The sequence below is a fragment of the Paenibacillus sp. 32352 genome (genome assembly GCF_002042965.1).
GTDB classification, from domain to species: Bacteria; Bacillota; Bacilli; order Paenibacillales; family NBRC-103111; genus Paenibacillus_S; species Paenibacillus_S vulneris.
This window is the reverse complement of the sequence record NZ_MZNT01000001.1, coordinates 888,912-905,128: the sequence shown is the minus strand read 5'-3', so window position 1 is coordinate 905,128 and position 16,217 is coordinate 888,912. Positions and strand designations below refer to the sequence as shown.

At 47.9% G+C, this 16,217-nt stretch carries 7 protein-coding genes; 1 reads left to right on the top strand and 6 read right to left on the bottom strand.

The annotated features are described in order from the left end of the window. Positions 1-31 precede the first annotated feature (31 nt). Positions 32-1,849: a sensor histidine kinase gene (locus B1728_RS03935; RefSeq protein WP_079908843.1), complete on the bottom strand. Its 1,818-nt coding sequence runs from the start codon at positions 1,847-1,849 to the stop codon at positions 32-34. A gap of 505 nt (positions 1,850-2,354) precedes the next feature. On the opposite strand from B1728_RS03935, the gene B1728_RS03930 reads away from it, so the two are divergent. Then, a complete protein-coding gene (locus B1728_RS03930; RefSeq protein ID WP_256865215.1) occupies positions 2,355-4,034 on the top strand; it encodes a hypothetical protein in 1,680 nt (559 codons plus the stop codon). Positions 4,035-4,177: 143 nt separating this feature from the next. On the opposite strand, the gene B1728_RS03925 is transcribed toward B1728_RS03930, so the two are convergent. From B1728_RS03925 to B1728_RS03905, 5 genes are all read right to left on the bottom strand, one after another. Beyond that, on the bottom strand, positions 4,178-8,413 hold the full coding sequence (locus B1728_RS03925) for a PA14 domain-containing protein (RefSeq protein WP_079908841.1): 4,236 nt from the start codon (positions 8,411-8,413) through the stop codon (positions 4,178-4,180). Between the two features lie 152 nt (positions 8,414-8,565). After that, positions 8,566-11,691 (bottom strand): cohesin domain-containing protein, encoded by a 3,126-nt coding sequence (locus tag B1728_RS03920; RefSeq protein ID WP_079908840.1) that lies wholly within the window; start codon positions 11,689-11,691, stop codon positions 8,566-8,568. Positions 11,692-11,709: 18 nt separating this feature from the next. Next, positions 11,710-12,780, bottom strand: a complete 1,071-nt coding sequence (locus B1728_RS03915) for an S-layer homology domain-containing protein (RefSeq protein ID WP_079908839.1) — start codon at positions 12,778-12,780, stop codon at positions 11,710-11,712. 327 nt (positions 12,781-13,107) lie between these two features. Then, positions 13,108-15,003: a substrate-binding domain-containing protein gene (locus B1728_RS03910; protein WP_079908838.1), complete on the bottom strand. Its 1,896-nt coding sequence runs from the start codon at positions 15,001-15,003 to the stop codon at positions 13,108-13,110. Next, positions 15,004-16,209, bottom strand: coding sequence for a response regulator transcription factor (locus B1728_RS03905; RefSeq protein ID WP_079908837.1), 1,206 nt, complete (start codon positions 16,207-16,209; stop codon positions 15,004-15,006). Between the last annotated feature and the right edge of the window lie 8 nt (positions 16,210-16,217).

The following is a 16,217-nucleotide window of genomic DNA, read 5'->3' as shown; positions in this document are numbered from 1 at the left end:
CTCCTTCTCTGTTTGTATCCAGCGCGTTGATCTAAAGCTTAGGGATTAAGATTTCGACCGTCGTTCCGCGCTCCGCTCCAGGACGAATCGTCAGATAATACCGGTCGCCGTAATGGAGTTTAATCCGTTCGGCGATATTTTTGAGGCCTAGACCGCCGCTTTCCGCTACATCGGTTTCTTCCAGCTTGTATTTGTCCGATTTAGCATCCTCCAGCATGGCGATCAGTTCCTCTCGCTTCTCCATAGGAATACCGGCTCCGTCGTCTGTGATCCGGATTCGAATTTCCTCCTCTTCGGTCCAGACGCCTTCAATCTCGATATTCATGGGCCGGCTATAGTCCTCGAATCCGTGGTTAATACTGTTCTCCACAATAGGCTGAAATACCAGTGGAATCATACTGCAATCGAGCATCTCATCGGGGATTCTGATATGCAGCCTGAACATATTATCAAACCGGATGTTTTGAAGCTCTAAGTAATTCGTCGTATAATCCAGTTCATGCCTCACAGAATGGTGCTTGCCTTCTTTACCCAATGCCAGCCGAAACATGCGGGCCAAAATTTTAATCATGCCGGCTGTCTCCTCGTCGTCCTTCACCAGCGCTTTCATGCGGATGGATTCCAGGGTATTATACAGCATGTGGGGGTTGATCTGATTCTGAAGCGCGATGAATTTGGCTTGACGCTGCTTGATCTCAGCAATATACACATCTTCAATCAGGGTTCGGATCGTTATAATCATTTTGTTATAGCTATAAACCAGACTTCCAATCTCATCATTAGCCTGCTCCTTCTCTATGGGCAGATATTGGCCTGCTTCCGCCTGCTTCATGCTTCGGCGGAGCGACTTAATAGGCTTTGTGATCGTATAGCTCAACCCAAGCGAGATAAGAGTTATGACCAGACAGCTCATCAGAATAACGGCCACCGTCATTCCTTTGATCCGATTGATCTTCTGAAGCAGCTTCGAGCGCGGAATCTCGGTTTTGATAAACAGGTTCCCCTGCGAGGTGCTTCCCGATAATACAATCTGGTCATGGCTGTTGTCATCCTTGAGGTACTCCGCTCCGGATTCAAGCACCTGCTGCCAGGACAACCGGCCGCTGGCCGCATCGGAATGATAGACGATTTCGTTTTGCCGATTGCTTATGATGACACTCATGCCGTACTTATCACGAGCCAATACAAAATCATGATCGAGCTGGAGCAATGTAAACGGATCCAGATCGATGAGCAGGATGCCCGCATAGGCGCCGTCGTAGCTAAATAGAACCCTTCCTACCGTTACTACGGCTCCAGCACCTTTATCCTCGTAATAAGAACGGTCATGCAGTCCGGTAATGAAAAAGGTATCCTCCGAGCCGCGAAGCCCCTTGTACCAGTCACGGGATAGTAACATGTTCTCATTCACTCTGCTTGTTGTCGTCGTATACTGATATACACTGTTATCGCGGCTTATCAGCATCACGGTACTGATCTCCGGTTTAAGCAAGGCGACCCGCATCAGGAGCCGCTGGACGGCAACCTTCTGGATAATCAACTCGTCCATGGGCAAGCTTCGCTCTTGTCCGATTTTATAGATTAAATCGTTGTCAACCAGCACCGACTTCGTGACCTTGTCGTATTCTTTGATGAATTCGTTCAAGGTGGTTCTGATTTGGGATGTATACAGTGAAGCGAATTCTTGAGAGGAATCCTCAAGTCCAGCTGCCGATTGGTGGAAAATGATGGCGCTTACACCTAGCAGCGGAATGACACAGGCCAGAAGGTAGCCTGCCAACAATTTATTTTGGAATCTCATGTTTCTTATCATGAACATAATCCTTCGCATCCGGCTTCTACGCTCCATACCCTGCCCCTTCTTGTCAAACGCCTTTTCTAACTATTGTACATGCCGCGATGTATCGACGCTACCAAAGTTCTATGGTAGAAGATGGCAATGGCCATTGTTCTTTTTTTGTATCCGTTTACATGAAATATACTTTAAGAGGATTCATTTATCAAAGGGGCAATTTTAAGTTTATACAAGGGCATTTTTATGATTTTCTATTAGATCCTGAGCAGCTTCATAGTCCTGTTAAGTCTGTTTTTTGGAGCTGCTACTCCAACAATGTTATTATGCAACCTTAAAAATGACCCTGCAAAAACTTAAAAACGACCTGTTGAGTAATTTTTTACCAAATCATATATTGAATTTTGTAACCGGATACAATTTCCTGACGGGAGGTGAATTGGGTCAAGGTAATTTTACATTTGCAGGTTTGGATAGTTCTAAAGCAAGCTAGGCTCTTCATTGGGAAAAATGGATTGAGCCCTACGCAGTAACCTGGTCAATTATTCATTTGGAGGCGAGCATGATGAAAAAAAGAATCGTTCCTGTACTGGTAGCGATGAGTCTTTTATTTTCCGTGGCAGCACCGGCATCGGCTTCGAACGCACCTTCTGACAGTAACAGTCTGGAAGCCAGCAGCAATGGAATTGGAAGGGTAGCTATAAGCACTATTCCACTGCCGGGTTCGGTTAAGAAGCTGGAGAGCAGCACTTATACGTACTCTGGAAAAGTACTCCTTATTTATAAAACGGAAACGGATATCCATACTCCGGATTATTGGAACATAGCGGTAATGAACGATGATGGAACGAATTTCAAAGTCATCTTCTCTGGGGTCATACCTACAAAGCCAAAGTCACCTGGTATCCGGATTATGCCCTTTCAGGATAATAAGCGGATATTGCTGGGAGATTACGTGCTTGAATGCGGGCCCAGCATCGACAGCAGCACCAGCGCTAAATTAATACCTGTCGTCTATCCATCGACCTTGGTAGATGATGCACGCATAACCGCCCATTGGTCAGAAATAATCATAGCGCCTGACAATAAACACATGAGCTGGACGATACTCCGCTCGGATATTGGCGGTGCAGCAGCTATCGGTGTCCTGACACGTAAAACGGATACCTATGTAATTGAAAAGGCTCAGCTTATCAGCAGTATCCCCACCTTCAAGGACGATCCGAACAAACCGGGCTATATGATTCCTAATCCGTTAAGAGGAGGAGAAGTGAAGCAGTTTGTAAAGGGAGGAAATGCCATATCCGTTGTCGGAGGGAAGGCATTCAGCACTCCAGATTCTGTTGTACAGGATTTGAATACTGAAAATACTACGCAAATTACTTATACTCCAGGTTACGATGAAACAACTATCTTTTCCCCGGATGAACGATTGGGTATGGTCATGAGCACCCGATTCTCAAACCATACGGACCCGGCCATATTTGGGCTTATGCCAAGACCCTACGGTATATATACCTTTACGGATATGATGTGGCCGCTGTATACATATGCAGTAACTGGGGTTCGGAATTTCAGGGAGGGTAACATAGGTCCCGTATTGATCGACATTGATCGTTCTACAAACGAATCAGGGTATAAAGGAATACAGCTTACTACGGATCCAAATTGGGTGTACTACTCGCCAATGTCCTGGCATCCGAACGGCAAGCGTGCGATGTGGCTGGAAGTATACAGGGGCAGTGGCGGCTCGCAAATGCGGATTCAGAAAGTAAGCCTGCTTGATTATAAGCCTAAACCGACAGTACCGATTAAACCCACTACAGATAATATCCCGTATGGGATCAAAGACTTAACCGTACTCAATTCCGTTAATCCCAATGTAAATGGGAAGATTGCAGGAAAAGCCTCCGGGTACCTCTCTTATGTTCGAAATGCCTCGTCTATCTTCTCAGGACAAACGGAAGTACAATATGTGAATTATAGTGATGATGGCGTGAACTTCTACAATGGATTTGAGAAGACCAATATTAATGCAGGCGGGGAAAGCCGTTATGAAGCAAATGTACAATTGACCGGTCCAAAACAGGGTGAAATGAAGTTTAGAGCAACGTTTTCCGCGCTTGGTGGTGCGACACCTGCTAAGCTGCTGTTCGATACCGATGCAGACGGAAAGCCCAAAAGCTACGGATATGCTTCCTATGGCGGCGTCACCCTGAATATCGAAGATCTGTTAGAGTAAAAAGACGAGCCTGTTCGTTTCATTAAACACTCAGAAGCACCCCGAAATAAATTATGGGGTGCTTCTATCTCAATAGAAAAAGAAACGCAACTGTTACAGCCTGCATCTACCGGCCGTTTCCAAGCTGCGTTCCTTCCAAAAGCTTATTCCAATATTTTTTGGGCAAGTGTCGCCAAGTCTACAAGGTCAACGATGCCGTCGTTGTTGATATCCGCTTGCTGGTATTGAGCCCAATCAGGATCAGCGGAAGTTTTGCCGTATGCCGCGGCAACAATCGCCAAATCGCCGACGGAGAACCTGCCGTCACCATTGACATCGCCATGATGCGGAGTATTAACCGAATGAATAAACGTTTGCAGGGCCGCATTCAAATCGTTAACTGCCTGCTCGACTTGTGCCTTAGTAGCTGCCGCATTGTTATAAACAGCCTGTGCCAGATCAATCGCTGCTTGCAGCGCCGCTTTGGAGCCAGGCTTATATTGACCAATCGCAGTACCTTCCGTTGCAGCATCATGCTTGCTTTGGGCCGTTGCGATCAATGAGCTCAATGCGCTCTTATCCACGCCTGCCTCGATACGAATGCTAAGCGATGCTGGCTCAAGCTCCGTCTCTTTCCCCTGTCCGTTCGCAATGATAAGCTTGTTGAGCGAAATCGTGCTGCTATTTTGTGCACCTGCATCTTTCGCTTTCCATTGAAGCTTGAACAATTCACCGGAAGCGGCAGCTCCGTTAATATTCGCAGTGATCAAACGGACATGTCCGGGCTCAGCCTTCTTATCGACGATGATCCAACCATTCATCAAACTATCGGCGGAGACGAACTCCAGTTCATTCGCATCATAAGTGAAGTTCAAATCCTGCGCATAGACGCTGCCTGTCACGCTATCCAAGCGGACAGCGGTATCGAAGGTTTGCCCCCTCGTAACTGAGGCAGGACCTGTAAGCACTGCTGCAGGATCATTTGTGACCGGACCGACCGAGAAATAATCAAACTTCGCTTGAATAGATGTTCCGTCCGATGCCGAAATGGCATAGAAACCGACCTTAGGATTCGATATTTCTACTGTCATCGGATCTGCTGCTTGCTTCCAGCTGGAGCCATCCCAATAATAAGTGGTATATACGTTACCTACCTTGCGGATTTGCATGTAGGAGGTATCGTAGCCCGGATGCAGTGCCATGTTCGTTGCTTTAGTATACTTTGCATTTTTCTCATATGCCGTTTCCAGCGACTTGCCTGTAGCTCCCTGCGTATCCCAGACGTGACCGAATCTCACATAGTTATCTTCATCCTGCCAAACGAGGAGTCCGGCCTGCTGGAAGTTTTTCCTTACCGATGCATTTACCTTCGCCGTTATAACAAAATCGCCGGAAGGAGCATTTTGTAAAAATGCATTTTTAAGCGCATTTGATTTTTCGAAGCTGTCCCCAGTTTGGGTCTGAATGGTAAGATTGCCAGGATTCGAGGTTAGGCTCCAATTATCATTATTCGGCCGATAAATGCTCCAAGCGCTGTTCAGTGTCGTGCTGTCGAAGTTATCTACGACAGAACCTTTTGGAATCGGATCATGCACCAGTGTAAATAGAAGCTGCTGCTCCGTCGCTAAACTGTTCAGTGATGCTTGATAATCGCTTGCAGTTGACCCAGGGGCGGCAAGCACCTGTCTGGCAGCATTGATGGCGTCACGGAAGCGATTCAGCACTTCCGGCGCATATTCGCCAGGCTTATCCCCTGCTTTCAACGTAGTAAAAAACTGCTCTGCTGACTGAATGCCCTTAGACAAATCCTCGGTGTTAGTTGTCCCGATTAATTCGCGATGCGCTTTGGCAATACGGTCAAAGTCCAGCTTCTCCACTTTGCGGTCATAAGACAGCAAGCCATTAATCTCATATTCCACATCGGAGATTTGGGTATAGATCGCAGCGCTAAGGCCAGGGCTGACCTTAAGATTCTTCAATTGGTTTATGAAGTCGATGTACTTATCCGTAATTTCCTTCTTATTTTTCATTTCCTGATAAGAGAATACGAGTGGGCTCCATTCATGCCCCGGCGTGTGTATGCCAAGTCCTCCATATTCCCCCAGAACGGCTGCCCGAGCATCTGTAGGTACCGGCGAATTAGGAGCAGGATAGGAGTGCATGTCGACCAAATCGCCAGTTCCTGAATCCTGCCAGCCGCTTGCGTTATTGATGAGGCGAGTAGAATCGAGACTCTTTACATAATTGACGGCGTCCTTCGTCTGCTGTCCGCCCCAATCGAATTCTCCCCAGCCTTCGTTAAATACAGTCCACTCTATGATAGACGGCACACTTCGCAGCTGGTCGACCATTTCCTTATATTCCTTAAGCCATTGGGTTTTGGCCGCTTGCGAAATATCGGAGCCATGGTTGCCTTGGCGATCCTCCAGACTCGGCATATCCTGCCATACCAGCACACCCAGTTTGTCGGCCCAATAGTACCAGCGGGCAGGCTCAACCTTAATATGCTTGCGGATCGTGTTCATGCCAATGCGTTTCACTGTTTGAATATCAAATTTCAATGCGTCATCGGTTGGCGCCGTATAAATACCGTCTGGATAGAAACCTTGATCCAACGGCCCCATTTGGAAGACGAACTTGCCGTTCAAGAGAGGTCTTGTAATACCATCGACTTTGCCAAGCTTAATTTCTCTCATACCGAAATAGCTCTTGACCTGATCCACGATTTGATCCCCGTTTTTTAATCGAACCTGCAAATCATATAAGAACGGGTCATCCGGAGACCAAAGCCTCGCATTCGGCACCGGCAGCTTGAGCTCCTGACCAGCAGGCCCGCTAATTCTTCCTGCTTCCTGCCCCTCCTTGAAAGCAATCGCTTCTACGGTCAGATTGCCCGCCTGTTCGGAAGGTACAGTAAATTTCAGCACCTGATTCTGAATGTCAGGCGTCATATCCAGCTTGGCGATATGTGCTGGTGCCACAGGCTCCAGCCATACGGTCTGCCAAATGCCTGATACGGACGTATACCAGATGCCGCCCAGCTTTTTCACCGTTTGCTTACCGACCGCCTGGTCCTCGCCCATATCCGTGTTATCCATTACGTGAACAATAAGCTCATTCTCTCCTGGCTTCAATTGGTCGGTAATATCCAGGCTGAACGAAGTGTAGCCGCCTTTGTGCGTACCAGCCTGCTTGCCGTTGACGTAGACCGTTGCCAAATAGTCGACAGCGCCAAAATTCAGCATCACCCTTTGACCCTTCCAATTGTCTGGTACCGTGAAGGAACGCTTATACCACATTAGGTTCTCCACGCGATGGATACCCGAGAGCACGGATTCCGTGGCAAATGGAACGACAATCTTTTCTTTCAGGGTTTGCCCTGTAGGTATGGCCTCTCCCGCTTTTGCCGTTTGAAACTCCCATTCGCCGTTCAAGTTTTGCCACTGCTCCCGGACAAGCTGCGGTCTAGGATATTCAGGCAGCACATTTTCTTTGGTCACCTGATTCGCCCACGGCGTCATAATCTGATATTTGGAATCATTCTGAAGCCATTTCTCAAATGCCGGAACAGCTGCTCCGTCCTTTCCTTTCAGCCCTCCTTGACCGTCATAGCTTGCATTAACCAGCCACACATCCTTCGAATATACAGGATACTCGAAGTTCAGGAGCAATGCGCTATCGTCGCCGGGCTTCAGAGCTGCTGAAGTGATCGGCCAATTTGTGCCCATAATCTTCACCTTGAAATGATCTGCAGCTCCCGCAGGGAGCGCTTGAACTGCCTGATCCAGCTTCACCTCAGCGGTATTCCCGTCCACAGAAACTTTGCCTCCGTAGGAAAATCCGCTTGGCGGTGTCAAAGCTTCTGAGGGCACTGCGCTTTTCGCTACTGACGGGCTGGACCAGCGCAGATGAATATTGGAGCCGCCGGTATCTTCGAAATACTCCACTTTAATCGGATATTTTTGGCCAGCTGTCAAATGAATCGGTGTACCGACCTGTTCCTTATCCCAATCGTTTACCCAATGGTCGATCACGAGCTTGTTATCTACCCAAAGGCGAAATCCGTTATCCCCAATAATGTAAAAAGTATAATCCTCAGAAAACTCCGGTTCGATAAACCCGCTCCAGCGTACATTGACTTTGTCCTGCTGCCCTGTGAGAATACCGAATGCGGTCTCCAAGCTTCCAAAGTCCAGATTCGGATCCAGCACAGTTGACTTCAACGTCCCGAAATTAAACGACGGGGAACCCGAATTGGTGTAGTACTCCCCTTTCAGCCCATGAACAACGGGATTGGTATCCGCTGCCTGTACGGTTGGGGATAGCAGGCCGCCTGTCGTTAATCCGGCCAACGCAGTGGCAATGACAAGCAGCTTGCTAAGCGTTCGTTTGAGCTTCATCTTTTTTGCATCCTCCTTAGAATCCATAATTTTATGAGCAAGAGAAAGCCGGTTACGGCTCCCTCCATGCTTTAGAATGAAAATGCTGCGGTTGCTTCAAGTACGTCATGTGACAAAACGAAAGGAGACGGAAACCTCCTCCGTGACAAGCTTTAACGTACCAGAGCGATATTAGCCGCTATGGCTGCCAAATCGATAATATCGACTCGGCCATCCTGATTGATATCCGCTTTGCGGTAAGCTTCCCAGTCTGTATCCGCAGATGTCTTACCGTATGCCGCAGCAGCTATTCCCAAATCTCCAATGGAATATTTGCCGTCCCCATTAAGATCGCCCTGAAGCACATGGACGGAATGGATGAAGGCTTGTATGGCAGCCGTCAAATCAGTAACGGCTTGCTGTACCTCAAGCGGTGTTGCTTCCGGTGACTCAGCTACCGCTCTGGCTTTATTGATGGCGGATTGGAGCACTGCCTTGGAGCCTGCGGGATATTGTCCCGGATGAGTACCTTCTACAGCCGCATCCAGCTTGGCTTGCGCATCTCCGATCAAATCCAGAAGCGCTTTCTTATCAACTGCCATGATTTGCACGCTGTGAGATACAGCAGGCAATGATGTCTCGTGTCCAGATGCATTGGCAATCATAACCTTGGACAGCGTAATGACTGCGACTTGCGGTTGAGAGCTCGGCTTAGCTCTCCAATGCAGCACGATTTGATCGCCATCCGCACCAGCGGAGGCAGGATTCGTGCTCGCTGCAAGTATTCGGACTTGACCGTTCTTCACGGCCTGATCCGCAATCACTAATCCATTCTTGACCGTCTCCGCCGAAATGAAATCCATTTGACTCGGATCATACGTGAAGGTGAGATCCTGAGCATAGATACCCTCACCATGCTTGAGCTGGTAACCGACTGTAAATTCAGCTCCGGCGCTTACTGTGTCTGCTCCGGTCAATATCGCTTGCGGCGTGGAAGGCGTCTTCTCCGTAACGGTTAGAGTAAACGTTGTCTGCAAACTGCCGACAGCCGCTGAAATCGTGGCTTGGCCCGGACTGATGGCCCTGAGGATGCCTTTCCCATCAATATCAACAATGTGCCTGTCACTGCTTCCATACACAACCCCTTCCGTGATAGGTTTCGTACTCATATCGCTATAGGTTGCATATACAACGGATGCCACGGTATCGCCCACCTTTAGCTGCGCAGGTATGTTGGCAAGTTTGATTGCAACTGGGAGAAGCCCCTGCGGCACAGCCTTGATGGGCACTGAATAACCGCTCTCCCCGTTAGCATTGACTCCCGATACTACGTAATAGTATGTTGTGCCGTTCACCAAGCCCGTATCTGTAAATTCAGGTTTGCTGATTTGCGAAGCAATGCTTACGAACGGTCCTTCCGCCGTCAATCCCCGGTATACGTTGTAGCTGTCGGCTCCCGTTAACGGAGTCCAGGTGAGCTGAGCCTGTGCATCCCCGGCAGTGGCGGTTAAGCCTTGTGGCGGAGACAGCTTCATCTCGCCGAGCTTGCTTAACGTGAACGAGTCGAATACCATGTTATAGCTCGAGGAGGAGCTGTTCTTGCCGACGGCTTTGAACTTCAGCTCAAGAGCATTGCCTTGAACCGGAATATGTCCGAAATCTACGGTATAGTAGTCGAACGGTCCGTGAGTATCCTTCGGTCCCCCGTACGCCTGATCATTGACATACAACTGAAAGATACCTCGGTTCGCTTCCGACTTCACTCTCGCTTTTACATCGTAGATCCCTGCGGAAGCTACCGGTATTGTGTAAGTAAGTGAATCGCCAGCAGAAGTTGCCTCCAGAATGGCAGCTCTTCCTCCGCTTGCTTCCTTTTCCTCGAACGTCCGGTACACTCGGCCGGCGGTTCCTTGAGCCTGGAGCGATTCGGCCTCTACTGTATAGGATGGAGCCTCCGCTGTGCCGGATGAAACATAAATCCGGTAGGCTGCCTTCGGTAACAAGGGCGGCAGCTTGATCGACACCGAGCCGTTAGCTGCGGCATAATCCCCTTCCAGCATCGTATAAGGAGACATCAGCGTATCAGCAGTAGGTACCATCTCCGCCTTCAGATGCAGCTTGCCATTCCGGAGCAAATAGGAGGCATGATCCAGGTGATTCAGACGCAAAGTAATTTCCTCAGGCTCCCTCCAATGTTCACTACCGATTAAGATGACAGAACGGTTCATGACCGGATCCTGACTCGCCAATACTTCGATCTTGTTCTTATTGGATGATCGCGCTTCCACTAAACGTCCTGACATATCTTTATAGGCGTTGTACACCCACCATATGCCTTTAGGCATCGTGACGCTGTTCCGGTCCGCAAGATCTCCCAGGCTCGCTGCGAATTTGGGATCGTCTCCCGAATAATCCCAGGCCGATTTGAGTCCGTACGCCAGCCCGTTCTTCACGGATCTTTCCAGTCTCGCGATATAGGAAACTGCCATACCGCTTTCCCAACCGTTGATATTGTTGTAAGTGCAGCAACCTTGGTATTCCGTGATTGCAATGGGCATCGGGGTAATCCCGTTCGCCAGCATCCAATTCTTGATCTCCGCCGTGTGAGCTTCTATGTCCGATGCTCCTTCTGACAGCTCATGCCAGCTCAGAATATCGGGGAGACAGCCCTGTTCCTTGCAATAGGTCAGAAACTTTTTCATGAATTCAAAGTTATAGGAATTATCCTCTGGTGCCTGGATCCTCGCTGAAGGATTCAGCGACTTCATCTTACGATAAGCCACTTTATGAGCTTCCAAATATTTATCCACGTTCCTGACCGCGGTTGTCCATTGCAGCCGAGGTTCATTCCAGGGAATCCAGGAATAAACGTCGAGTCCCTTCGTCACCGATTCCTGATAGACACTTTCCACAACGCTTTCCCATGTTTTCCAGTCCCCATTATCCCCTGGCCAATACGTATTGCCGGGTTGGCTGGTGTAATAATAAAGCCCTACCATCAGCTTCGCGCCAGTTTCTTTGACCCGGGTATAGGTTTTCTCTTCAAAGAGACTAGGCAGATTCGGGTGGTGGTCAGATCCGCGTATCGCACGGACCTTAACCCCGTCAATCAAGTATTGCGCGGGCTCCTCCCCTGTAATCCCGTGTAAAAAACCGCTGGCAACCTGATTCGATGTCCCGTTATCCACGGCGTAATCTATATCTACTTCATCTGCAGTAACAGCGGAGGCAGGTGAAGTCAGCATGCCTAGACATAACGCCGTAACGAGGAGAACAGACATGAATCCTTTTTTCCTCATCCTGTTCACTCCTTCATTTTATTCCTTTGCTGCAGATAGCTTGGAAATCAAGAGCTTGTAAATCAGCGTCGCCGCTTGCGCTCGATTCGTCGTTTCTTTGGGATAAATCCCCTGATTGTAGCCTTCGACGATGCCTGATCCCACAAGTGCTGTGATGCTTTCCAAGGCATAGCCTGAAATATCCGCTTTATCCGTATAGCTCTTCAAAATGGACTCATCTGCCCGTGTCAACTGTTTATTGACGGCACGCAGTGCACGATCCGTCAAAACCATCATGTCTTCCCGGGTGACAGGTTGCTGAGGATGGAATTGATTGTATTCATCCCCCTCCACAATACCTAAGCTTCTGGCAGCCGCCACAGACTGCTCATAATAGGCTCCTGGCGGCACGTCGACGAATGGGTCCGCCGTATTCCCCTTAATCTGAAGCGCTCTCATAAGCAGCAGCAGGTAATCGGCACGGGTTACAGGCTGACCCGGACTGAAGGTATGGTCGGATGTGCCATTAACAATTCCTTTGTTCGTCAAGTAAGCAATAGCCTCTTTTGCCCAGCCATAATCCCCCAGATCATCGAAAGGAAAGGAGCTGTCAATCGCTAAGGCAACCTGGGTATCTGTTTGCAGCACGTTGCTTGTCAGGATAGAATCAACCAATTTGACTTTCTCAATAGTTAAAGTCGTTGCTCCCTGCTCTAGTGCTTCGAACTTTAGCGTGTACAAGGTTTGTTCCCCCTCATCTCCCCTGACCCTACCAATTCGTGTGTGTGCAAGCTGAATACGATTGTCCTTCACTATAGGGGAAACAGAGAAGCCGGGAATCTCTGTAGTAGCTTCCTTCAATTGCAACAGGCTGGGATCAAAATCCAAATTCACCTCGTAGGCGTAAACATCCTTAAGCTGATGTCCTTTGACAACAACCTCCACATTTTCCCCCTTTGACGGCTTATCGGTAGACAGTGTAAGACTGAAGGTAGGCGGTGCCGTATCCGTTGAAGCTGAAGCTGTTCTTTCAGGTATGACTGCTAGAGCGGTTAACATTAGAATGAGATAGCACGACAGCGACAACGACATCTTTTTTGACAATTTCACGATGGCTGGCTCCTTTCTGCATGGTATCTGTGATACTAATCCTTGTTCAGCAACCCCTTTCAGATACGATATGTATCAAGACTGAGTCTGGCTATTTTGGAAAAGCCTTAAGCGCAAGCTTTCTCCTGCATTAGCGTCCCCCCTAAGCATTAATTTCACCCTATGTTTTAAATATAAGTAACTTTGTTCACGAAGTATTTAGATTAAAAAGTAATAATTTGCTTTATTCGGCTATTTGGGAATCCAAACAAAAAAAAGACATGATCCCCTGGTACCTTACCGAGAATCATGCCCCACAGATAAGCCTAATATAATAAGGTATTTCACTTAATACTTCCGCATAGCAATATCCCGCTTCGCTGTTTCCTGCGAGAAAATTCCTTCCGCCGTAATGATATTGACGGGAATTTCCTTCGAGGCCGCAAGCTCCTTCGCCGCCTTAATAATTTGCGGACCTAGCAAAGGATTGCATTCAACAGACATATTGAGCTTTCCTGCAAGCATAGCCTGAAAAGCCAGCTTGGTGGCATCTACAGAAATAACAATGATATCCTTGCCCGGCTTCAATCCCGCCTGCTCCAACGCTTTGATGGCGCCTAACGCCATATCGTCATTATGAGCGAATACAGCCTGCGGGACAATTCCTTTGTCAATGACCTGCTTCATTAATTGTAAGCCGCTGTCATAAGTGAATTCGCCGATCTCTGAAGCAACAATGCTGAAGGAGGCATTTTGCGATAGAACCTCATTGAAGCCTTGTCTTCTCTCAATAGCTGGAGCTGAACCAGCTGTTCCTTGCAGCTCTACGATGGTGCTCAAGCTCTCATCCTTTTCTTTATTCTCGATAAGCCACCGGGCCGCCCGCCGGCCTTCCTCAACAAAATCGGAGCCGATGAACGTAGTCCACAATGAGTCATTCTCCACTTTGACCTTCCTGTCTGTCAAAATAACAGGAATCCCTGCTTCCCGTGCCTCCTTCAGAACGTCTTCCCAACCCGTCTCTACAATAGGAGTGAACACTATGACATCCACTTTCTTTTGAATAAAACTACGTATGATTTCAATTTCCTTCTCCTGACTGCCCTCTGCATTCTGTGTCAAAAGGTCGATATCGAGATCCTGCCTGGCCGCTGATTTAATAGATTCTGTATTCGCCTCCCGCCAGCTGCTCTCCGAGCCGACAATAGCGACGCCTAATTTCATTTTTTGCTTGTATCCATCGAGATTGGGCTGCGGCTTCGTAACATAACGATAGCTATCGGTCATGTCAGATTTTTCGCTTTTATTGGTGATCAAATGACTGCGCAAAATGATTTTTTTGGGGATTACCTTCTCCCCGTTCAAAATATCGATTGCATATTGAATCGATTCCCTGCCCCCCGTCGGACTCGTCACGCTGCCGCTCAGGATCCGCTGTTGAACCATATCAAACCCGCCGTTTACCGTGTCCAATCCATCAATCCCGATAATATGGATATCGGATAAGCCTAGCGATTTGATCGCACGGTAGGCTCCAAGCGCCATAGCGTCACTATGGGCGAATACAAGTTTAATTTCCGGATGCAACGGCAAAATGCTTCTTAACTCATCCTCCGACCGGTCACGCTGCCAGTTTCCGTCGATTTCCCGGGTAATGTGAATCAACGGATTTCGAGTTACATAATCCTTAAAGCCACGGCTCGTTTCCTCCTCGGACTTAGAATTCATAGCTCCCTTAATTTCCAGGATTTCGGCTTCCATCCCTTCGAGTAAATCCGATGCCAGCTTGCCTGATATTTTGCCTATTGAAAAGTTGTCCGAGCCTATAAACATCGTATAATTATAGCCTGTCACCCCGCGTCCCAGGACAATGACCGGTATGCTTTTATACGCCTCAGTCACAATAGGCGTCAGCTTCTCAGAATCATTTAATGAAATAATAAGCAGATCAATGCCATAGTCCAACAACTTCTGAACATCATGAATTTGCTTCTCGCTATTTTCAGCCGCATCCGTAAAAATAAGCCGTACATTCTTGTGCTTTTCCGCCTCTTTGCGGATTTCGTTATTCATCACAACCTGCCGGGGTTCATTCAAGTTGGGCTGGCTGATCCCTATCAGGAAGATTCCTTTCGTATCCGCAGGCTTCATCTTCAAGATACTGTGCGATACAAGAGCAACCGTAAAGATAAGTAAACCGGCAATGACAATCCATATTAGCTCTCTTTTGAATGACCTCTTCATCTAGTTATCCCCGCGTTTCCTGTACTCCATAGGTGAGAAACCCGTCATTTTCTTAAAAGCATGACTGAAATAATGCTGGGATTGATAGCCGACTTTATTAGCTATTTCATACATTTTATAGGTAGGATCGTTCAAATATTGAATCGCTTTTTTAATTCGGATATCGGTGAGATAGTCAACGAATGATTTGCCCAAATCCCTTTTTAGCAGTTTACTTAAGTAGGTTGCATTCACGTTCATCTGATCGGCTACTTCTGTCAAGGAAAGGTCCTCTTTATAGTAGTTGGTTTCCAAATATTTTTTGGTCATCATGATAATGGGGGTCAACGCGCTTTCACGAACAAGCTCCTCACGGAGTGCTTGATAATGCTCAGGAATCTGCTCAAGCCGGTCTGTAACGCTATGGAGCAGCAGCACATTCACCCCTAGACAAGTCATCACTGTTTGTTCAAATTCTTGATAGATCGACCGGAGTACCGTTAAATCCGAAACTTGGGTCAGTGCGCCAATCATGTTCTTCCCCGTACTGAACACTGCAGAAACCGGAAGCTGAGGGAGCATTTCGCCTAAAATGTTCTTAATTGCGAACGCCAGCAGCGACGGATCCCACGTTTTATTTGGCACGTTCATCATAATTTTACTAAGCGGCTTCACCAGGAGAATGCTTACCTTTCCATGAAAATGAAGCTGATAAAACGGCCTCTCTTCCTCAAACTGTTCCTTCGTCAGCTGACCCGTTACCCAATTCCGCAAGAAGTCTTCACGCAATGTTAATGCGCTATGCTCCAATGTATTATGTATCCACTGGGCATATTTTTGACCGACACGCTCTTTCTTCAACGCATCCAATGCTTTCTGGACGACCGCTCTAAGTTCAGATTTCTGAACAGGCTTCAGTAAATAATCGAATACGTTCAATCGTACAGCTTGCTGCGCGAAAGCAAATTCATCATGTCCTGAGATGATAATGATCAGACAACCCGGATTATGCACCTGCAGCTGCTCAATCAGCTCAAGGCCGTTCATGAATGGCATGTTGATATCTACGAACATAAGATCGGCGTTGATTCCCACTGCCTGCTCCAATGCTTCTCTGCCGTTTTCCGCTTCAGCAGCAACCTCAATATCCATCTCGGCCCATGGAAGCGCTTTACAAAGTCCGTTTCGAATACGAGGCTCATCATCCGCAATCAACAATTTCCACAAGTATAGTC

Coding starts and splice junctions, on each gene's coding strand:
- B1728_RS03920 (WP_079908840.1), bottom strand. CDS start 11,691: ATGAGGAAAAAAGGATTCATGTCTGTTCTCCTCGTTACGGCGTTATGT.
- B1728_RS03935 (WP_079908843.1), bottom strand. CDS start 1,849: ATGGAGCGTAGAAGCCGGATGCGAAGGATTATGTTCATGATAAGAAAC.
- B1728_RS03930 (WP_256865215.1), top strand. CDS start 2,355: ATGATGAAAAAAAGAATCGTTCCTGTACTGGTAGCGATGAGTCTTTTA.
- B1728_RS03925 (WP_079908841.1), bottom strand. CDS start 8,413: ATGAAGCTCAAACGAACGCTTAGCAAGCTGCTTGTCATTGCCACTGCG.
- B1728_RS03910 (WP_079908838.1), bottom strand. CDS start 15,003: ATGAAGAGGTCATTCAAAAGAGAGCTAATATGGATTGTCATTGCCGGT.